The 20,500-nt window shown below is 60.9% G+C and carries 20 protein-coding genes and 2 tRNA genes; 7 read left to right on the top strand and 15 right to left on the bottom strand.

Annotated elements, in window-relative coordinates; translation table 11 throughout:
* Positions 1-74: 74 nt before the first annotated feature.
* From NKJ72_RS21570 to NKJ72_RS21550, 5 genes are all read right to left on the bottom strand, one after another.
* Entirely contained in the window at positions 75-1,991 is a 1,917-nt protein-coding gene (locus tag NKJ72_RS21570) for a multicopper oxidase domain-containing protein (protein WP_352479289.1), read from the bottom strand.
* Positions 1,992-2,244: 253 nt separating this feature from the next.
* A complete protein-coding gene (locus tag NKJ72_RS21565) occupies positions 2,245-2,994 on the bottom strand; it encodes an amino acid ABC transporter ATP-binding protein (protein WP_031212005.1) in 750 nt (249 codons plus the stop codon).
* A gap of 69 nt (positions 2,995-3,063) precedes the next feature.
* Entirely contained in the window at positions 3,064-4,221 is a 1,158-nt protein-coding gene (locus NKJ72_RS21560; protein ID WP_352479288.1) for an amino acid ABC transporter permease, read from the bottom strand.
* A gap of 4 nt (positions 4,222-4,225) precedes the next feature.
* Positions 4,226-5,413, bottom strand: coding sequence for an amino acid ABC transporter permease (locus NKJ72_RS21555; RefSeq protein WP_254820739.1), 1,188 nt, complete (start codon positions 5,411-5,413; stop codon positions 4,226-4,228).
* A gap of 63 nt (positions 5,414-5,476) precedes the next feature.
* On the bottom strand, positions 5,477-6,505 hold the full coding sequence (locus NKJ72_RS21550) for an amino acid ABC transporter substrate-binding protein (RefSeq protein WP_352479287.1): 1,029 nt from the start codon (positions 6,503-6,505) through the stop codon (positions 5,477-5,479).
* 427 nt (positions 6,506-6,932) lie between these two features.
* On the opposite strand from NKJ72_RS21550, the gene NKJ72_RS21545 reads away from it, so the two are divergent.
* From NKJ72_RS21545 to NKJ72_RS21530, 4 genes are all read left to right on the top strand, one after another.
* Positions 6,933-8,102, top strand: a complete 1,170-nt coding sequence (locus NKJ72_RS21545; protein WP_352479286.1) for a cystathionine beta-lyase — start codon at positions 6,933-6,935, stop codon at positions 8,100-8,102.
* A 244-nt stretch (positions 8,103-8,346) separates the two neighbouring features.
* Positions 8,347-9,018, top strand: coding sequence for an RNA polymerase sigma factor (locus NKJ72_RS21540; RefSeq protein WP_352479285.1), 672 nt, complete (start codon positions 8,347-8,349; stop codon positions 9,016-9,018).
* Between the two features lie 104 nt (positions 9,019-9,122).
* Entirely contained in the window at positions 9,123-9,647 is a 525-nt protein-coding gene (locus NKJ72_RS21535; RefSeq protein WP_352479284.1) for a DUF4142 domain-containing protein, read from the top strand.
* Positions 9,648-9,661: 14 nt separating this feature from the next.
* Complete coding sequence (locus NKJ72_RS21530; protein ID WP_352479328.1) at positions 9,662-9,973, top strand: cupredoxin domain-containing protein; 312 nt, start codon at positions 9,662-9,664, stop codon at positions 9,971-9,973.
* A gap of 106 nt (positions 9,974-10,079) precedes the next feature.
* Here NKJ72_RS21530 and NKJ72_RS21525 read toward each other — a convergent pair whose 3' ends face one another.
* The 6 genes from NKJ72_RS21525 to NKJ72_RS21500 form a co-directional block, all read right to left on the bottom strand.
* Positions 10,080-11,300: an anion transporter gene (locus NKJ72_RS21525; RefSeq protein WP_352479283.1), complete on the bottom strand. Its 1,221-nt coding sequence runs from the start codon at positions 11,298-11,300 to the stop codon at positions 10,080-10,082.
* A gap of 346 nt (positions 11,301-11,646) precedes the next feature.
* Positions 11,647-12,390, bottom strand: a complete 744-nt coding sequence (locus NKJ72_RS21520) for a hypothetical protein (protein ID WP_352479282.1) — start codon at positions 12,388-12,390, stop codon at positions 11,647-11,649.
* A gap of 129 nt (positions 12,391-12,519) precedes the next feature.
* Positions 12,520-13,209: a hypothetical protein gene (locus tag NKJ72_RS21515; RefSeq protein ID WP_352479281.1), complete on the bottom strand. Its 690-nt coding sequence runs from the start codon at positions 13,207-13,209 to the stop codon at positions 12,520-12,522.
* Positions 13,210-13,218: 9 nt separating this feature from the next.
* Complete coding sequence (locus NKJ72_RS21510) at positions 13,219-13,617, bottom strand: hypothetical protein (RefSeq protein WP_352479280.1); 399 nt, start codon at positions 13,615-13,617, stop codon at positions 13,219-13,221.
* A 560-nt stretch (positions 13,618-14,177) separates the two neighbouring features.
* Positions 14,178-14,254: transfer RNA gene (locus NKJ72_RS21505), tRNA-Arg, on the bottom strand.
* Between the two features lie 50 nt (positions 14,255-14,304).
* A complete protein-coding gene (locus NKJ72_RS21500; RefSeq protein WP_352479279.1) occupies positions 14,305-14,610 on the bottom strand; it encodes an ETC complex I subunit in 306 nt (101 codons plus the stop codon).
* Positions 14,611-14,770: 160 nt separating this feature from the next.
* Here NKJ72_RS21500 and NKJ72_RS21495 point away from each other — a divergent pair.
* A tRNA-Pro gene (locus tag NKJ72_RS21495) sits at positions 14,771-14,847 on the top strand.
* A gap of 93 nt (positions 14,848-14,940) precedes the next feature.
* Here NKJ72_RS21495 and NKJ72_RS21490 read toward each other — a convergent pair.
* Positions 14,941-15,768: an alpha/beta fold hydrolase gene (locus NKJ72_RS21490; RefSeq protein WP_352479278.1), complete on the bottom strand. Its 828-nt coding sequence runs from the start codon at positions 15,766-15,768 to the stop codon at positions 14,941-14,943.
* 129 nt (positions 15,769-15,897) lie between these two features.
* Here NKJ72_RS21490 and NKJ72_RS21485 point away from each other — a divergent pair, with 129 nt between their 5' ends.
* Complete coding sequence (locus NKJ72_RS21485) at positions 15,898-16,899, top strand: GlxA family transcriptional regulator (RefSeq protein WP_352479277.1); 1,002 nt, start codon at positions 15,898-15,900, stop codon at positions 16,897-16,899.
* A gap of 200 nt (positions 16,900-17,099) precedes the next feature.
* Here NKJ72_RS21485 and hdaA read toward each other — a convergent pair whose 3' ends face one another.
* From hdaA to NKJ72_RS21470, 3 genes are read right to left on the bottom strand one after another with little or no spacing between them, the layout of a single operon-like run.
* Positions 17,100-17,801, bottom strand: coding sequence for a DnaA regulatory inactivator HdaA (hdaA, locus tag NKJ72_RS21480; RefSeq protein WP_352479327.1), 702 nt, complete (start codon positions 17,799-17,801; stop codon positions 17,100-17,102).
* 5 nt (positions 17,802-17,806) lie between these two features.
* Positions 17,807-19,018, bottom strand: a complete 1,212-nt coding sequence (locus NKJ72_RS21475) for an AI-2E family transporter (protein ID WP_352479276.1) — start codon at positions 19,016-19,018, stop codon at positions 17,807-17,809.
* The gene (locus NKJ72_RS21470; RefSeq protein WP_023677645.1) at positions 18,990-19,547 is read right to left on the bottom strand and encodes a CDP-alcohol phosphatidyltransferase family protein; all 558 of its coding nucleotides are present in this window, start codon (positions 19,545-19,547) and stop codon (positions 18,990-18,992) included. Before NKJ72_RS21470 ends, NKJ72_RS21475 begins: the two co-directional genes overlap by 29 nt.
* Positions 19,548-19,784: 237 nt before the next feature.
* Between NKJ72_RS21470 and NKJ72_RS21465 the strand changes: the two genes are divergently transcribed.
* Complete coding sequence (locus NKJ72_RS21465) at positions 19,785-20,441, top strand: glutathione S-transferase family protein (protein WP_254820264.1); 657 nt, start codon at positions 19,785-19,787, stop codon at positions 20,439-20,441.
* Positions 20,442-20,500: the final 59 nt, after the last annotated feature.

Here is a 20,500-nt window from a genome sequence, read left to right as displayed (position 1 = left end):
TCCGCACCCTCACGAGACGTGCATGACGAAAACCACGGCCACGAGCACTGACGCTCCTTTTTAGACGGCTACGGTCAGGTGACATCGATGACGACCATCAGCCCGCCTCCGCCCTTCTCCTCGACATTGTTGTTCGTGGTGTGATGCGGGATGTGGCAATGGATCAGCCATTTGCCCGGACGCTGCGCCTTCCAGATCACGTCGTAGCGCTGACCCGGCCCGACATTGACCGTATCGGCAAGGAAACGACCCGAGGCAGCGATCGTTTCGCCGTCGCGGGCAACGACCTCGAACGGTCCGCCATGGATATGCATCGGATGGATGAAGCCGTTGTTGGTGCCGATGAACCGCACCTTGAGCGTCTCGCCAACCTTCATCGGGATCGTCTCGGTCGAGGGATAGGCCTTGCCGTTAATGGTGAAGAAATTCGGCATGCCGCCGTCCATCGGCATCGACGGGTAGGTCAGCCCTTCCCGCACCAGCCATTCCTGAAGCTCGATGACGTAATCATGGTCGGCCGCGACCTCGTCGGCGGGATTGGCGGGATCGATGATCAGCGCACCGTAGAGGCCGAGCGCCTGGGTCCGGTCCGGCTTGGCATGGGGGTGATAGAAATAGGTTCCGTGCTGGGTTGCGGTGAATTCGTATGAATAGGATTGCCCGGGCTCGATCGGCGCCTGGGTGATCTCGGCCGGCCCATCCATCTGGTTCGGCAGGATCAAGCCATGCCAATGCACCGTCGTTTCCTCAGGCAGGCCGTTGGTGACGTTGATCCTGACCCGATCGCCCTGGCGAAGGTGAATTCGCGGACCGGGAATCTGGCCATTATAGGCATAGGCGTCGACCGCAACGTCCGGCAGGATCTGCCAGCGGACCACCGAAGGCCTGAGCTCGAATACCTTGACGCCTTTCTCAATTCGAAACGGCAGGTCCTGGTCACCCCTTGTCGACAGACCATAAGAGGTGGCCACGAGGCGCGGATCGGTGGCGGCCATGTCGCGCATTGCGTCGGCCGGCGTGTCGCGATCCATGATCATGCCTCGCGGCATGATCACCCCGCCGACGTCGCGTGCCGACAGCGTCAGGTTCAGCCAGTTCGCCGGCGCGACCATGCCGATGGCGAGCGCCAGCAGGGAGACGGCACCCAGGGCAGCGACCTGCGGCGTCGTGGCATCTGTCTCCATGTGATGGCCGCCGCCTTTGCCTTTGTGGGAAGCCATATCGTGGCGCTGCCCGCGATGGCCGCTGGCGTCGGCCTGCTGCATTTGCATCTGCGCATGTTGCCTCGTGGCAGGCTGCTCCCGGCCATCGATGCCGGCTGCCTGCGCGCGCTGCGTCATCAGCCCGTGCTTCAGCCCCCGCGCGACCAGCCAGACATTGGCCGGGTAGGCAAGCGCAAAGCCGGCGATGACGCCGATCGACATCACGCCCCAGAACAACAGCTCCGTCGGTTCCATCGCGCGCATGTCGCGGCCCATCATCAGGAAGCTCATGACCGGTGCCATGCCGGCCATCATGAAGTTCATAGAGATGAACTCGGGCAGGAAGCTCTTGCGCACGTTCTCCCAATAGGTGCCGCCCATCATCGATTTCATGAACAGCGATTGGAAGATGAACAGGCCGAAGGCAAAGCCGGCCAGATATTCGACGATCAGGTCGATCCACATCGGCAGGCCGAGCGCCGCCGTGACGGCGGCGGCAAGAATGATGCCGGTGGCATCGCCGGCGACGCAGTGGATGGTGGAGCCGACGCCCTGCTTCCAGAGCGGCCGGGTGAAGAGTTCATGCTCGCCCGGCCGAGGCTCCTTGTCGGCGAGCACGTAGAGCAGCAAGCCGACCGGACCCATATAGAGGGTGACCAGAATGAAGCCCCATTTCATCACCACCGGCTCGGGATTGTTGCGATATTGGTCGAAGCCGACATAAAGCGTCGAAACCAGCGCCAGCGCGAACCAGACGACGAGGAAATAATCGATCGGTTGGATGAGCATCAGGGTGAACCCGTGACCTGCCGCCGCACGCGCCCACGCGGCTCGCTATACAACTCCCAATGGCAATGAACGCAGCCGGCGCGCTTATGATCCGCGCCGGCCTTAGTTACCAGGTTGCAACGTGACCACTCGAACGACCTGAAGCGCGCTTGCTATCTTCTCGCGCAGTGCACGGTCAGCGCTCGTCGAATACGCGCGAAGCCAGCAAGACAGAGGCTTGATCCGCCGCTCTTGTCCGAACCGGGGTACAGGATCAGTGCAGGATCTGGGACAGGAACAGCTTCGTGCGCTCATGGCGCGGGTGGTCGAAGAACTCGGCCGGCGTGTTCTGCTCGACGATCTGGCCTTGGTCCATGAAGATCACCCGGTTGGCGACTTTGCGCGCAAAGCCCATCTCGTGGGTGACGCAGAGCATGGTCATGCCTTCCTCCGCCAGCCCGACCATCGTCTCCAGCACTTCCTTGATCATTTCCGGATCGAGAGCCGAGGTCGGCTCGTCGAACAGCATGATGCGCGGGTTCATGCACAGCGAGCGGGCGATCGCCACGCGCTGTTGCTGGCCGCCGGAAAGCTGGCCGGGATATTTGTTGGCCTGTTCCGGGATCTTGACACGCTTGAGGAAATGCATGGCGATTTCCTCGGCCTGTTTGCGCGGCATCTTGCGCACCCAGATCGGCGCCAGCGTGCAATTCTCCAGAATGGTCAGATGCGGGAAAAGGTTGAAGTGCTGGAACACCATGCCGACCTCGCGGCGCACCTCGTCGATCTTCTTCAGATCGTTGGTCAGTTCCTTGCCGTCGACGATGATCTTGCCCTTCTGGTGTTCCTCCAGCCGGTTGATGCAGCGGATCATCGTCGATTTGCCGGAGCCCGACGGGCCGCAGATGACGATGCGCTCGCCGCGCATCACCTTTAGATTGATGTCCTTCAGCACATGGAATTCGCCGTACCATTTGTGCATGGCGATGATGTCGATGGCGACATCGGTGGTGGAAATGTGCATCTTGGCGGCATTGACCTTGATCTCTTCCGCGCTGACGGCGTTTTCTATGGCCATGACAAGGTCCCCTTTTTAGCGTTTGTGGCCGGTGTCGAGACGGCGTTCCGTGTACATTGAATAGCGCGACATGCCGAAGCAGAACAGCCAGAAGATGAATGCCGCGAACACCAGGCCGGACCTGGCCGTCTGCGGCGTCGCCCAATTGGCGTCGGAGAAGTTCTGCTTGACGATGCCGAGGAGGTCGAACATCGAGATGACGATGACCAGGCTGGTGTCCTTGAACATGCCGATGAAGGTGTTGACGATGCCGGGAATGACCAGCTTCAGCGCCTGCGGCATGACGACCAGGCCCATCTTCTGCCAGTAGCTGAGGCCGAGCGAATCGGCGCCCTCATACTGGCCTTTGGGGATCGCCTGCAGGCCGCCACGCACCACTTCGGCCATGTAGGCGGCGGCAAACAGCGACACGCCGATCAGCGCGCGCAGGAACTTATCGAAGCTGACGCCGGCCGGCAGGAACAGCGGCAGCATCACGCTGGCAAAGAACAGCACCGTAATCAGCGGGATGCCGCGTACCGTCTCGATGAAGATCACGCACAGCAGCTTGACGATCGGCATGTTCGAGCGCCGGCCGAGCGCCAGCACGATGCCGATCGGCAGCGACACGGCAATACCGACGAAGGACAGGCTGAGCGTCACCAGCAGTCCACCCCAACGCGACGTCTCGACATGGGGCAGGCCGAATAGGCCGCCGACCAACAGAACGAAGGCGACGACCGGCAGTACAAGAAAGAGAAGAATGGCATTCAGCCCCTTGCGCGGTACGCGCGGAATGAGCAGCGGCACCAACAGCGCCACGAACAGGATGGCCACCACGATCGGCCGCCAACGCTCCTCGATAGGATAGGTGCCGAACATGAACTGGCCGAACTTGGCGTTGACGAATGCCCAGCAAGCACCGGTCCAGCCATCCGGCTGGATGCCGCCTTGCGCCACGGTGGCGCAGACCGAGCGGTCCGGTCCGGTCCACTGGGCGTTGATGAAGGCCCAATTGATGACTTGGGGCAGGATTATAGCGACCAGCGCGATGCCGACGATGGTGAGAATGGTGTCGCCCGTGGTGGCAATCAGGTTCTTGCGGATCCAGGCGGTGAGGCCACGCTCGCTCGACGGCGCCGGTTGGGCCAGCGCCATCTCCGTCCGCACCCAGGACATGTCGTGTTCCTGCATGGCCCTACCTCTCCACCAGCGCCATCCTGGCATTGACGACGTTCATGATCGCCGACGTGATCAGGCTTAGCGCGAGATAGACAGCCATCATGATCACCACGCCTTCAACCGCCTGCCCGGTCTGGTTCAAGACAGTGCCGGCAGTCGCCGTCAGGTCCGGATAGCCGATGGCGATGGCGAGTGAAGAGTTTTTGGTCAAGTTCAGATACTGGCTGGTCAGCGGCGGAATAACGATGCGCATCGCCTGCGGCACGACGACAAGCCTGAGGATCGATCCCGAGCGCAGCCCAAGTGCCGCGGCCGCCTCGGTCTGGCCCGTGCTGACGCCCCTGATGCCGGCGCGCACGATCTCGGCGATGAAGGCGGCCGTATAGCAGGACAACGCCAGATAGAGTGACAGGAACTCCGGTCTGACCTGAAAGCCACCGACCAGGTTGAAAGTCGATTGCTTCGGGAATTCGAAGCTCAGAGGAAAGCCGCTCAGCGCGTAGGCCAGCAGGGGCAGGCCGACAATCAACGCTATCGATGTCCAGAGCACCGGGAATGGCTGACCCGTCGCCATCTGCCGCTGCCGCGCCTTGCGGGCGACGAACCAGGCCATGGCAATGCCGAGGAGCAGGGCGACCAGGATCAGCCAGGAGCCCTCGCCCCAGACAGCGCGCGGAAAATAGAAGCCGCGCTGGTTGAGAAAGGAGCCGAACGGCAAATTAATGCTCTCGCGCGGCGGCGGCAGCACGGCGAGCACGCCGGAATACCAGAAGAAGATGACCAGCAGCGGCGGGATGTTGCGGAAGACCTCGACATAGACCGTGCAGATCTTCCTGATCAGCCAGTTGCGCGACAGTCGGCCAATGCCGACGATGAAACCGATGATGCTGGCGGTAATAATGCCGACGACAGCCACGATCACGGTGTTGATGAAGCCGACCAGGATGGCTCGGAAATAAGTCGAATCCGACGAATAAGCGATGGCGCTTTCGCTGATGTCGAAGCCGGCGCGGCCCTTGAGAAAGCCGAAACCGGAAGCGATGTGCAAGCGCGTCAAATTGACGATGACATTGTGGGTAACCCACCAGACCCCCGCTACCAACAGGACGAGGACCAGCGCTTGAAAGAATATACCGCGGACACGAGGATCATTAATGAGGGAACCGCGGCTTGGCCCCTCGCGAAGAACTTCCTGCGATGCCATTCGACAGTCCCCTGGAAAGAGAGACCGGAAGGCAGACGATCTGCCTTCCGAATCCATTTTCGATCAGCGGATCGGCGGAGCGTATTGCAGACCACCCTTGGTCCACAGCGCGTTGATGCCGCGCGCGATCTTCAGCGGGCTGCCCGAGCCGACATTGCGCTCGAACATCTCGCCGTAATTGCCGACGGCCTTGACGATGTTGACGACCCAGTCGTTGGAGACGCCGAGATCGGTGCCGATCTTGGTGTCGGCTTCCTGGCCGAGCACGCGCTTGATCTCGGGACTGTCCGAGTTCTTCATCTCGTCGACATTGGCCTTGGTGATGCCGAGTTCCTCGGCGTCGAGCAACGCGAAATAGGTCCACTTGACGATGTGGTACCATTGGTCGTCGCCCTGGCGTACGGCCGGCCCAAGCGGTTCCTTGGAGATGATCTCGGGCAACACGACGTGGTCGGCCGGCGCACCGAGCGTCAGGCGGATGCCATAGAGGCCCGACTGGTCGGTGGTGTATACGTCGCAGCGGCCGGCGTCATAGGCGGCGTTAACCTCTTCCAGCTTTTCGAAGACGACAGGATTGTACTCCATCTTGTTCGACTTGAAATAGTCGGCAAGGTTGAGCTCGGTCGTGGTACCGCTCTGCACGCAGACCGCCGCGCCCGAAAGCTGCAGCGCCGAGTTCACGCCCGGAAGCTTCTTGGCGTTGATCATGAAGCCCTGGCCGTCATAATAAGTCGTGCCGATGAAGTTCAGGCCGAGTGCGGTGTCGCGATTGATGGTCCAGGTGGTATTGCGCGACAGGATGTCAATCTCGCCCGACTGCAGAGCGGTAAACCGCTCCTTGGCACTGAGCGGTGTAAACTTCACCTTGGTGCCATCGCCGAACACGGCGGCCGCCACAGCGCGACAGAAGTCCGCGTCGATGCCTTGCCACTCACCCTTGTCGTCCGGCGCCGAGAAGCCGGCCAGACCGGTCGAGACGCCGCATTGGATGAAGCCCTTCGCTTTGACATCGTCGAGCGTGGCCGCCGAAGCCGCCGAAGCCGCGAATCCAAACGCGGCGGCGCCCAAAATGCCGATTGCAATGTGTTTCATGACCCACAGACCCTTTTCTGTTTTTTCCAGGCGAACCTGACTTTTTCCCGTGTGAACGCAGCTATGTATCCCGGCCCATTACCGGAATCGCGCATCGTAACCGACGCGCTGCCTCCCATTCACGAACAACATCGAAGGCGATTATTCCTGTGAGGTCAAGGAAAATGACCAAATCCGAAAGACTTTGAAAACCAACCGCCTGAAATGCCTGAAATTGCAGACAAACGCGCTCGCAAATTGGTCAGCGCGCCAATTAAGCCGGCAAAGTCCGACCGTGACTTGCCAAGCGCACCTGGCAGCCGTTCAGAGGATCTACGGCGCATTGCTGAATTGGCACATTCAAGACCTTGGCCTGGCGATTGCGGTGCGGTTGCGCGGCCAATGCCGCCGCACTATGGCTAACGACCAACCCATGGGACGAAAAGCAATGGCAAAAGACGGCAGCGAGATGGGCGTCAACACGCGGCTCGCCCATTCCGGCAACAACCCGCATGACTATTTCGGCTTCGTCAATCCGCCGGTGGTGCATGCCTCGACCGTGCTCTATCCCAATGCGGCGGCGATGGCTTCACGCAGCCAGAGATACACCTACGGCACGCGCGGCACGCCGACCACCGATGCGCTGAACAGCGCGATCGATGCGCTGGAAGGTTCGGCAGGCACGGTCGCGGTACCGTCCGGCCTGGCGGCGGTGATGCTGCCGCTGCTCGCCTTCCTGTCGGCCGGCGATCATCTGCTGATCGTCGATTCCGTTTATCATCCGACCCGCAACTTCGCCGACACGATGCTGAAGCGGCTGGGCATCGAGGTCGAGTATTACGAACCGCGCATCGGCGCCGGCATCGCGGCGCTGATCAAGCCCAACACCAAGGTGGTGTTCACCGAATCGCCGGCCTCCAACACTTTCGAGGTGCAGGACATGTCGGCCATCGCCAAGGCAGCACATGCCGCCGGCGCCATCGTCATGATGGACAACACCTGGGCGACGCCGCTCTACTTCCGCCCGCTCGACCACGGCGTCGACATCTCGATCCACGCGGCGACGAAATACCCGGCCGGCCATTCCGACGTGCTGCTCGGCACGGTGTCGGCCAATGCAGCTTGCTGGAATCAGCTTTGCGAGACGTTCAACACGATGGGCTGCTGCGCCGGACCGGACGACGTCTACCAGGTGCTGCGCGGCCTGCGCACGATGGGCGTGCGGCTGGAGCATCATCAAAAGAGCGCGCTTTCCCTCGCCGGCTGGTTGGAGGGTCAGCCCGGCGTAGCGCAGGTGCTGCATCCGGGGCTGCCCAGTCATCCCGACCACGCTATGTGGAAGCGCGATTTTTGCGGATCGAGCGGCATCTTCTCGATCGTTCTCGCGGGCGGCGGGCAGAAGCAGCAGCACGCCTTCCTCGACGCGTTGAAGTTTTTCGGCCTCGGCTATTCCTGGGGCGGCTATGAGAGCCTTGCCGTGCCGGTATTCCTTGGCGACCGCACAATCGCCAAGGGCCCGTATGACGGGCCGCTGGTGCGCCTGCAGATCGGGCTCGAGGATGTCGAGGATTTGAAGGCCGACCTGGCGCGCGGGCTGGCGGCGGCCGCTGAGGCCTGAGCCAGCACCTTTCCAGACTGAGTCAGAAAATCGGCGTAACAGCCTGGAAAAATTGCGATCCTGAGCGATATCACGGCGTCCGATCGGCGGGCTCTACAAAACAGGGGCGGCGGCGTGGTGAAGGCGGTAGAATAGCCTCTGCCGGCGCTTGAAACGGATCGAGGCTGGCCGGCGGAATCGGTCGGGAACCTTTTGTCGGCCGATGCATCCAATATCCGATGAGAAGCCTATCAGGAGATCGGCCATGCCTGCTGCGTTGACGGCAACGCCCGCCGCTTCCGGCGATATGCAGCTTGTCGGCCGCGCGCTGGCACGTGATGGCGATGCATTCCGCACCATCATCAAGACGCACAACCAAAGGCTCTACCGCATCGCCCGCGGCGTTGTGCGGAACGACAGCGAGGCCGAGGACATCGTCCAGGAGGCCTATCTCAGCGCCTTTGCCCATCTCGAGTCCTTTCGCGGCGATGCCTCGCTCGCCACATGGCTGTCGCGTATCGTCATCAACGAAGCCCTCGGCCGCTTGCGCAAAAGGCGGCGAATGGTAGCGATGCCAGAAAACCCGCAAGCCGAAATCATCCGGTTTCCCTTCAACCCGAGCGACGATCCGGAGCGGACGATGGCGCAACGGCAGATCCTTGAGCTTGTCGAACGGGCAACCGACAGTCTTCCCGATGTCTACCGGATGGTGTTCGTGGCGCGCGTCATCGAGGGATTGAGCATCGAGGAAACCGCCGAACTGCTTGGCGTGCGACCAGAAACCATCAAGACCCGGCTGCACCGCGCCCGCGCGCTGGTGCGCAAGGCGCTGGACGACCAGATCGGCCCGGTGCTGCTCGACGCCTTTCCGTTCGCGGGCCGGCGCTGCGAACGGCTGACCAATGCCGTGATGCAGCGGCTTGGTCTTTCCGGATAGGCCGCGGCGATTTTCGCGGGAACGTTTTCCCGTGACCTGCATCCAATGAGCATCACTGAAAACGAAGCCCGATGCAGTTCCGCGTCGGGGCGAAGGAGAGCATCATGTTTATTCGATCGACCACGGCACTGGCCGCAATTTTCCTGCTTGGCGCGGCGCCCTTGTCGCAAGCTGCCGACAAACCGACCGACCCGCAGATCGCACATATCGCCTACACAGCGGGCGTGCTTGACGTCGAGGCGGCCAAGCAGGCGCTGAAGAAATCGAAAAACAAGGAGGTCGTGGATTTCGCCAAGGACATGGTGCGAGATCACGAGGCGGTCAACAAACAGGCTCTCGAGCTGGTCAAGAAGCTCAAGGTCACGCCTGAGGACAATCCGACCAGCAAGGCGCTGACCAAGGCGGCGGCCGAGGAACGTGCCAAGCTTGCCAAGCTCAAGGGCGCGGCGTTCGACAAGGCCTATGTCGCCAGCGAGGTGGCCTACCACAAGCAGGTCAATGGCGCGCTCGAAACTCTGCTGATCCCGTCCGCCAGCAATGCCGAACTGAAGAGCCTGCTGGAAACCGGCCTGAAAATATTCCAGGGCCACGAACAGCACGCCGAACACGTCGCCGGCATGCTGAAGTGAGGATCGAGCCAATGATGTCGAGGCGGCATCTGTGGGTTGCTCTGGCATTGGCCATGGGTGCCGCGCCGGCCAAGGCCGAAACCATCGAGGTGACGATCGAGAAGCTTGTGTTTTCGCCGGCGAAGGTCGAGGCGAAGGTCGGCGACACGATCAGGTGGGTAAACAAGGACGTGTTCGCCCACACGGCAACCGTCAACGGCGCCTGGGAAGTGATGATCCCGCCGAAGAAGGCGGCGAGCCTGACGGTGAAGAAGGCGGAATCGGTCGATTATTTCTGCCGCTTCCATCCCAACATGAAAGGCCATCTGACGGTGACATCGCCCTGACCGGCTAATGCATGCCGCGCAAAAGTGTGCAGCGGTTTTGCGATAACGACATGATGAAAAAGAGCCTAATGCGCGCCGCATGAGGTGGGTCGAATGCGACGCGCTTCTAGGCCGCCAGCCATGCCGTCCCGGCAAGAAGGGTGACCAGCGTCAACGGCAGGCCGACCTTGAAGAAGGCGATGAAGCCCAGCGGTTTACCGGAGACCCGCGCGTGCTCGGCAACGATCAGATTGGCGACCGAGCCGAGCAACGTGAAATTGCCGGCCAGCGTCGAGCTCATGGCGACGACCAGCCAGGCCCGCTCGGGGTTTTCCAGTCCGGGCACGAACGGCTTCAGCGCCAGCACGGCCGGGACATTGCTCATGATGTTGGACAGCACCGCGGTGAAGCCGGACAGCCGCCACACATCATTCAGCCCAAGGTCTTTTGCCGAAGCGACGATGTCGGGCGTAAGCAGCGTCTTCTCGGCTCCGGCGACGACGATGAACAGCCCGGCGAACATGAACAGCAGCGGCCCATCGATCTCGCGATAGATGCGCTCAGGTTTGATGGCGCGGGTCAGCAACAGAATCGCGCCGCCGATCAGCGCCGCCTTGGCAACCGGAACGCCGGCAAAGAAGGCGATGGCCAAACCGATACAGACGACCACCGCCTTCAGCACCTGTCCCGGCAGCATGCGGCCTCGGTAGACTTCGGGGCTGAGCTCGGCCTTGCGCGAAAACTCGGCATGGTAAACGATGCGAATGATGACGATGACGGCGACGAGGCCGAACAGGGCCACCGGCGCAAGCGCCGCCGAGAAGGCCGGATAGGAAATCCCCGACAGGGCGCCGATGACCATGTTCTGCGGATTGCCGGTGATGGTCGCGACACTGCCGCAATTGGATGCGGTCGCCGTGGCGATCAGATAGGGAACCGGGTTGCGGTTGATGACGCGGGTGACATGGACGACGATCGGCGCCATGACCAGGCAGATAGCGTCGTTGACGAGGAATGCCGACAGGAGGCCGGTCAACAGCGTCACCATCACCAGCAGCATGAATGGTGCATGCGCATGCTCGATGGCGAACCCCCCGAGCGCGCGAAAGGCGCCGGACACTTTCAGATGCGCCACGACGATCATCATGCCGAGCAGAAGCGTGATGGTGTCGAAGCTGATGGCGCGGTAGGCGTCTTCCATGTCGAGCGCGCCGATGGCGATCATCGCCGCACCGCCGAGCAGCGCGATACCTGCCCGGTCGAGTCGCAGCCCGGGTATCCTGCCGACGGCGACGCCGGCATAGGTCAGGACCAGGATCAGCAATGCCGCCGCGCCCATCGCTGTCATGTTTCGGAAGCCCCGTTCAGACCACCCTGCCTCGCCATTGGCGCATCCACCAACGCTCCTCCTCACCGCGGACCTAGAATGAACGCAAGCAAGAGGTGCCCAAGACCTCGGCGAATCCAGTCTGTCGAGGCGCCCAGGCGAACAGTGATAGCCGAAAAAAGAAACGGGTCCACACCTCATGTTTCAGGTGCGATCGCCGGCTTTTACGCAGTCATGCACGAGTCCGCTCTGGTGACACTCCCGAGCGACCGAGCCTGCCGACGCGACTTGGGCTTGCCGCCGCGCGACGATCGTGGCGTCGTTTTCCTTGGGAAGATCAAGCCGCCCCTCGCTTGGTTGACGGGGTTTAGAACCCAGCACCGTCGGGAACGTCGCGAAAAATGCCGATGGCCCGTCGATGAGCAAGAATGTCCGCCTTCCAGGCTTCTAAACGAGCAAGGAATCCTGATACATCTTCGCCAAAGTCGCGAGCCGCAATGTCGACGAACGCCTTGAGGCACATCGAGCCCACCCACAGCATTCCCATGAACAGGTACTTGAGGTCTTTGTCATCCTCGATGTCTTGGAAAAAACTGATCGTCACTCCTTGCTCGTCGCACCTTGTGCGATTCGCCAGGGAAATAGGATCTGCGTGGGCGTGGGCACTGTGTTCCTTCGTCACGAACAACAGTGCGGCGACGATCGGCGGGAAATCTTCGCCACTATCAATTTTACGCCGGATGGATTTGGCTAGAGAATTACGCTTTCGGAAGTCGCGCTGATATTCTTCTTCGCTCATGTGCCCGAGGGATATCATCGTCGCGTAGAAGGCAGCGTCTGCAGCCAGCCGGCTTGCCGAGTAGGCATCGCCTATATGAAGGCGAACGTAGTTCGCGCAGGATTTCAAGATTTGGATGCGAGCAAGCGAAGCCAAGACAAAATATTTACCCTCGCCCTCCATAGCGTCCGGGCGTCGTGAAAGAAAATCAGCGAATGTCCTGTCCATTCGATCAAGCAGAACCAGCTCCGCCCCAAGTCGTTGCATGGTGGCATCGGCGTTCGCGGCCTCATCAAGCATGAGGCCTCGCAGGGAGGTGGGGGCAATGTCCATTCTTTGATTGCCTTATCTGCTCCGCAGCTTGAAATTTGTGCAACAGGAAGTAGTCACGATAAGGCACGGGCAGCCGCGTAATGCATACAAAGCTAAAGCTATAAATGCCAATCGACGATGTGATCCAACCTAAGATGTACTCGGGTACGGCCTAATGCGATAGTCAACAGATCTCGGCCTCGATTCATCGCGTTCTCGCTGCCAGGTTTGGAGTTGAGGAAGAAACGGCGTAATCACGGCAATGAGGGTCTGTACCAGCTTCCGAAACTCCAATGCTTCTCCAACTGTGATTGGTTGCCGTGAGTGAACGGCTGCATTTCGAGTGTTTCGAATTTTCACAAAGAGGTCTGCAATGTCCTCGCCGTTGACATTCTCGATCTCTAGCCCGCGAAACATATATACTGGCGGAATTGGCCATCGCCTTCCAGTCTTTGAGTCCACAAATTGCTTTTCCAATTCCTGATATGCGTTCAAGATCGCGGCCTCGGGGAACTTCTGCGCTAGTTCCAAGAAGGGATCATTTTTCGTTTCTTCCGCCGGGGCAACCTGCGCGAAAGACGGGACATCCTGCGCGATCTCCTTTGCTTCTTCCAATTGCTCGCCAAAGGTCGCACCAACACCGCCAGGACCACTCACGGCTCTCACACGCCCAACAAGGCGAACGAGCGGCTTTCGAAACACAAAAACTACAACCACGATAGCGACAGGCCAAGCGATCGAGCCGATGACGTTCGCACCGATCGTCAGATAATCGAGCAGATGACCCGGCTCCACAGCAGGAGACGGCTCTGATGGGCTACCGAAGCGGAGTTCGAACATATGCCTCTTTCACTTCTTCAGGAGGGCCTGGGCACTTTCCATAAGGAACATCCCAAAGCCGATCGAAAATACCGCCATCAAGACCGAAAGTACTATGATCAGTAGAACCATATGGGCCACGCTATTTGCGAGTAGGTACTTTTCACCGATATATCTGGCCATTATCTGGTTGAGAAATACCAGCATTTTGGCTGCCAAAAGTCCGAAAACAATTGCACATAAAAAGAAAATCACATTGAACGGAGCAGGCACTTCCTGTCCCTTGTGGATGAAGTAAAGGGTGCCAAACAGAACGAATGACATGCGGACGATCATTCCGATGAAATCGGACAGACGTTTCGCATTATCAAACGCTGAGGCGAAGCGCTCTTCAGGCTTCGCAGCTCTGATATTTTGACTGTCATCCATTCAATGCCCCACCCCTAGCGCCACCACGGCGACAATATACGAGACGGCGAGCATTGCGTAGGCGAATTGGAGAAGGGTCATAAGCAGCATCCTTTTGTTGATACTCACTCTATAGCGCTCCGCAAACCTCGTTGCGGTTTATGATGACACGCTCCTGTCATTCGACGACAAGCGCTAAGGAGAAAAGGGCATTACCCGCAACGAATGAATGGCGAATACGACAAACACTGAAACGGTTTTCTCCGATCGTCTCGGATAGTTCGTTCGGCTGCTCAACCTCGTAGAAGTAGGCGTCGGTTGCAATAATGTGAGAGCGTCTGGAGCGCTGGATTGCAAACTGATCTCACCCGGACCAGCGAGCCTTGCGCAGGCTCCGCCATCCATTCGAACGTGCTAACGTAGCGACAGATCAGACAATGAGAGATACGCCAGGTACTTGCTTGCAGCGTCGTTCCTTGGGGGACGTAATCTCTCCGGCCATGTCAGCCGAACAAGGACTGCAAGGATCAGCAATCATAGATGAAGACCCGTTCAAGGCTCTGGGCCGTACCCTAAAATATTGGCGATCCCGACAGGATTCGAACCTGTGACCATCGGCTTAGAAGGCCGGTGCTCTATCCAGCTGAGCTACGGGACCGCTGGCCGGCCGCATGACCGGCGGATTGTGCCGGCAGGGCCGGTATGGGATCAATGCGTCCAGGGCGTCCTGCGGTCATAGCGGAAATTCTCCGCATAGGAAATCTGGCGGCGCTTGATTTCCTTCGGCTCCTCGACGCGGAAAGCCAGGCCTTCCTTCTCGGCATAGGCGACCGCCTCTTCTCTTGTGTCGAAGGTCAGCCTGATCTGGCTTCGCATGTCGCCGGACGTGGTGTAGCCCATCAGCGGATCGATCTTCTTGCGCTGCTCCGGATCGAATTCCAGCACCCAATGGCCGGTCTTGGCCTTGCCGGACTGCATCGCGGTTTTGGCTGGGCTGAAAATGCGGGCTGACATGATCACCTCATTGCTGGTTGCAAGCGCACGACCCCGACACCAGATTACTGTTCTCTGGCCATGCACTAGCCCGTCATTACTGCGCAATGCCGCCGGCAGCAAGGCCGATGGCTTTTTACGCTTGCTTTGGTGGGCTGAAATCACTAGGCAACAGACCGTTCGGAGTGTAGCGCAGCCTGGTAGCGCATCTGGTTTGGGACCAGAGGGTCGGGAGTTCGAATCTCTCCACTCCGACCATTCCTCACAGCGAATCTCATCGGCAGCGCAAGCGGATCACGCTCGAGCGGACGGACAGCACGAGCCTGCGCTGCCCGTCCGATACCCAAGCCGTCAGCCCTGGATGAAGGCCAGCAGATCCGGATTGATGATCTCCGGATGGGTGGTGCACATGCCGTGCGGCAGGCCCTTGTAGACCTTGAGCGTGCCATGCTTCACCAGCTTGATCGCAAGCAGCGCGGAATCGGCGATCGGCACGATCTGGTCGTCGTCGCCGTGCATAATCAGCACGGGCACGTCGAGCTTCCTTAGATCGTCGGTGAAGTCGGTCTCGGAAAAGGCCTTGATGCAGTCGTAATGGGCCTTGGCCCCACCCATCATGCCCTGGCGCCACCAATTGTCGACGGCGCCTTGCGAGACCTTGGCGCCCTCGCGGTTGAAGCCATAAAACGGGCCGGCCGGCACATCCCTGTAGAACTGGGCGCGGTTAGCGGCCAGGGCGGCGCGAAAGCCGTCGAAGACTTCGATCGGCAAGCCGCCGGGGTTGCTGTCGGTCTTGACCATAATCGGCGGCACGGCGCCGATCAGCACCGCCTTGGCAACACGGCCGCCGCCGCCATAAAGCGCGACGTAACGCGCCACCTCGCCGCCACCGGTCGAGTGGCCGATGTGGATCGCATCCCTGAGATCGAGATGCGCCGCCAGCGCCGCCACATCGGCGGCGTAGGTGTCCATCTCATTGCCGGTCGCGGTCTGCGACGAGCGGCCGTGGCCGCGGCGGTCATGTGCGATGACGCGGTAGCCCTTTTCGAGGAAGAACAGCATCTGGTTGTCCCAGTCGTCTGAGCTCAGCGGCCAGCCGTGATGGAACACGATCGGCTGGCCCTTGCCCCAATCCTTGTAGAAAATCTCGGTGCCGTCATGGGTGGTGAATGTGCTCATCGTCCTACTCCTTGATGGAAAAGTTGGGGGTAACAGGGAAGCTTTTAGCCCCCTCAGCTGGAAAAGTTATAACAGTGCGGTCAGGGTGAGCATTGGCAAAACGGACATTCAACGTGGCAAAACTGACAAATGACGGCTGCGCGTGATCTGATCGAAATCGGCCTCGTCTTGTATCCCGGCGTGCAGGAAGCAGCCGTGCTCGGCCTGACCGATCTTTTCATGCTGGCAAACCGGCTGGCTGTCGAGCGGTCGCCGGACGCGGCGAGGCTTCGCGTCAGTCATTGGCAATTGGAGGACGCGGGCCACACCGTAGTCCGCAGCTTCGACAGCGAGCCCGGCGCCGACAATGAACCAGCCATGGTTATCCTCCCGCCGACGTTGGGGGATCCGATCGCTCGGGAAGCAGCCGCGCCCTATGCCGGCTGGCTCAGGGATCGCCACACGGCAGGCGCGACGCTCGGTTCGGTCTGCGCCGGCGCCTTCGTGCTTGCCGAGACCGGCCTGTTGTCCGGTCGCGCCGCGACGACGCACTGGGCTTATCGCGACGCGCTGGCGCTACGCTTTCCTGATATCCTGCTCGACGCCGACAGGCTGGTCATCGACGATGGCGATATCATTACCGCCGGCGGCTACATGGCCTGGACCGATCTCGGCCTGAAGCTGGTGGACAGGGTGCTCGGGTCACCCGTAATGATGGACACGGCGCGTTTCATGCTGGTCGATCCACCGGGCCGCGAGCAACGTTTTTACAGCCCGTTTGCGCCGCGATTGACCCATGACGACGAAGCGATCCTCAAGGTGCAGCATTGGCTGCAGGCGAACGGCGCGCGCGACGTGACGCTTGGCGCCATGGCCGAGCATGCGGGGCTGGAGGAGCGGACCTTTCTGCGACGCTTCCGCAACGCCACTGGCCTCAGGCCGACCGAATATTGTCAGCACCTGCGGGTCGGCAAGGCGCGCGAGATGCTGGAAACCACGATGCGATCGATCGACCAGATCGCCTGGGAGGTCGGCTACGACGATCCCGGCTCCTTCCGCAAGGTATTCGCCAGGATAACCGGCCTGGTGCCCGGCGATTATCGCCGGCGCTTTGGCGTGGAACGAGCCGCGATTGCAGGAGGTGAAAGTTGAGACCTGGCCGCCGCGCAATGGCGCTACCAGATGCAACTGACGGCAAGCTCGCCGGGCGAGAACCCCAACCACTCCATCCCGGCGAGCCTACTACCTGATTTGATACGCAATCAGGACCGGGATTAGCCGGCAAGCTCTCTCTTGCAAGACAGATGCCAGGCTTTTTTCCCAAAATGGGACGGCGGCTGAACTGGAATCCTCTAAATCTCGAACTCGCCCTGCCCTTCGTCCATGGCACCGACGGTCTCGGCGGCGAGCGCTCGCGTGATCGGCGTCTTGCGCTCGAGCGCGGTGCGGTCGAGCCGCTCGACCACCCGCATTGCGGTGGCCAGCGAGCGTTCGATGCGGCGCACCAGATATTGCACGACATGCGGCTCGACCTCGACCTGCCGATCGGCGAACAGCTTTGTGATGACGCCGGCCAGCAAGAGGTCGTCGGGCTCGTGGATCTCGACGGTAGCCGCCGCCTTCAGCCGCGACACCAGGTCGGGCAGCCCGATGCCCCAGGCGGAGGGAAACCGGCGCGCCGTCAACAGTAAGGTCGAGCCGGCGCCGCGCACCGCATTGATCAGGTGGAACAGACCGTGCTCGTCGACCGGGCCGGCATCGACATCGTCGATCAGGGCCGGATGCGCGCCGAGATTTTCGATGCAGTCGCCGATGCGGCCGGCCTCCACTTTGACCGCGTCGGCGCGGGTCCGCCAGATCGAGGCCAGATGGGTTTTTCCCGAGCCGGCCGGCCCGGCCAGCACGACAACCGGCGACGGCCAGTCCGGCCAGCGGTCGACAAGCGCCGCCGCCTGGCTGTTGGTGCTGGAAACGACAAGCTCGTCGCGCGAATAGCCGGTGCCGTGGCCTAGATCGAGCGGCAATTGGCGCGGCGGATCGATCTTGTCCGGCATCTGGCTCAACCGCGCGCGCCCCCGCGGCGGCGCACCTGCAGCGGCGGCACCGGCTCGTCGGCATGGCCCTTGTAGAGCGGCGATTCGAGATAGCGCGCGATGGCGAAGCGCACCAGAACGGCAACGGCGGCGGAAGCCGGAACGGCGATCAGCAGGCCGACGAAGCCGAACAGCGCGCCGAAGGCAAACAGCGCGAACATCAGCCACACCGGATGCAGACCGACGCTTTTGCCGACCAACCGCGGCTGCAGGATATTGCCCTCGATGAACTGGCCGACGAAGAACACGCCGGCCACCGCCGCGATCATGGTCCAGTCCGGCCAGAACTGGACGAAGGCGACGCCGACGGCCAGCACCAGGCCGGTCAGCGAGCCGACATAGGGGATGAACGAGATCAGCCCGGCAAACAGGCCGATGAGGATGCCGAAATTCAGGCCCGTCAACGTCAGGCCGGTGGCATACATGGCGCCCAGCACCAGGCACAGCGTGCCCTGTCCGCGCACGAAGCCGGCGGTTGCCGTGTTGATATCCCTGGCGATCGCCCTGACGGTCTTGACATAGTCGCGTGGCACCCAGCTGTCGACGATTGCCACCATGCGGTCCCAGTCGAGCAGCATGTAGAAGGCGACGACCGGCGTCACCACGAACAGGCTGACGACCGAGACCAGCGCCACGCCGGAGCTCCAGATCGAGGTGAAGACGGTGGTCAGGAGGCCGAAGCCGGAGGTCAGCAGCGAGTTCAAGCCTTCACGCAGGCCATTGGCGTCGACGCCGAACTTCTCTTCCAGCCATTTCGGGTCGAAGCTGGTGATCAGGCTCTGCAGCCGGGTCAGATAGTCCGGCAGCTTGCTGGCGAAATCAGCCATCTGCGAGGCGAGCACCGGAACCAGGATGACGACGGCCAGCACCAGGACGACGATAAAGGCGACGAGGATGACCACCGTCGCCATCAGCCTGGACAGGCCGAGACGCTCCAGCCGGTCGGCGACAGGGTCGAGGAAATAGGCGAGCACCATGCCGGCAACGAAGGGCAGAAGGATGCCGCTGAAGACGTAAAGGAAGACGGTGAGGATGATGGCGCTGACCAGCCAGAAGCGGATCTGCCGGCGAAACGACGCCGATGCCGCAGCCTCCGCTGCCGCGGCTTCGGCCTCGGCGTCGATGGACCGTTCGTCAGGTGCCCGATGTTCAGGTGCCGGGTGTGGAGCCTTCGCCATAGCCGCTCATATGCCTCAGCCAAGCCACGAGATAGGCCGCGGCCGAAGCCACGGTCAAGACCCCGGACAGCAATATGAGGGCCGGCCTCAGCGGATCGAGACGGATGTCGAAGGCCAGTTCGCCCAGCACCACTGCCGCCAGTACGATCTGAATCGCGGTGTTGGCCTTCGACACCAGGAGCGGCTTCATCTCAACCGGATGCGCCATGACGGTGGATAAAAGCACGGCGCAGACGATCAGTGCGTCGCGCGATACCATGGTAACGACCAGCCACAGCGGCAGTTCGCCGCTGAAGCCCAGGACCACGAAAACCGAGACCAGCAGCAGCTTGTCCGCCATCGGATCGAGATAGGCGCCGAGCCTGGAAAACTGATTGAAGTGGCGGGCGATGAAGCCGTCGACGCCGTCGGAAATGCCGGCAATGAGGAAGCCGGCAAACGCCCAGTCCCAGCGTTCCTGCAGCATGGCCAGCACCACGGCCGGCACCAGCACGAAGCGCATGATCGTGATCATGTTAGGGATGGTCAAACGCATATCCCGTCGCTCTTGTTTGTCGATACATGATGGAGAAGGAGGGTTACGGCAAGTGAGAAGCGACACAGAAGCTGCCAATCACCCCTCGAGGGCGCCAGCAATGAAATAGGTCAAGACAAATGAAATAGGTCAAGACAGATGTCGATTTCGGGGAGGCTCATTCGTCTCACGATGGGAAGCCGAAGAATTCGCCCAGACCTTCCTGGACCGCGAGCAAGGAAAACGGACGCGATGACAATCACTATCACAGCTTTTGAACGATCGCCCGATGGCGGCAAGGGACTGGCGCGCGATACGCGCGTTCGCTGGGCGCTCGAAGAAGTGGGGCAGCCGTACGAGGTTCGTCTTGTTTCCTTTGCAGAAATGAAGGCGCCTGGCCATCTGGCCATCCATCCCTTCGGCCAGATCCCCACCTATGAGGAAGGTTCTCTCTCGCTGTTCGAAACCGGCTCGATCGTCTTTCACCTTGCTGAGCAGCATACGGGATTGCTGCCGAAGGATCGCAATGCCCGCGCGCGTGCGATCACGTGGATGTTTGCCGCACTTAACACCGTCGAGCCGCCGATCCTCGAATTAACGACGGCAAGAATATTCGAACGTGACAAGCCTTGGAGCGAGGAGCGCTTGCCGTTGGTAAAGGACCGTGTTCGGGCTCGGCTGGACAAACTCTCGGCCCACTTAGGCGTCGCCGACTGGCTCGATGATACGTTCAGCGCGGGCGATTTATTGATGGTGTCAGTGCTGCTGCGACTAAGAATGTCCGGCATTTTGGACGAATATCAAAACTTGGCTGCCTATGTAGCGCGCGGGGAAGCACGGCCGGCTTATATCCGGGCTTTCACCGCGCAATTTGCGATCAACGCCCCATCAACCAGCATTACCTCATAAAGCTGAGCCGACAGCAGGGCTTTCTCATTGATCTGGAACCAGGTTGGGGTTTGACCTGG

The sequence above is a fragment of the Mesorhizobium sp. M0045 genome, from assembly GCF_040323385.1.
Taxonomy (GTDB): domain Bacteria; phylum Pseudomonadota; class Alphaproteobacteria; order Rhizobiales; family Rhizobiaceae; genus Mesorhizobium.
The sequence above is the reverse complement of the archived record's forward strand: the minus strand, read 5'-3'. Positions and strand labels throughout refer to the sequence as shown.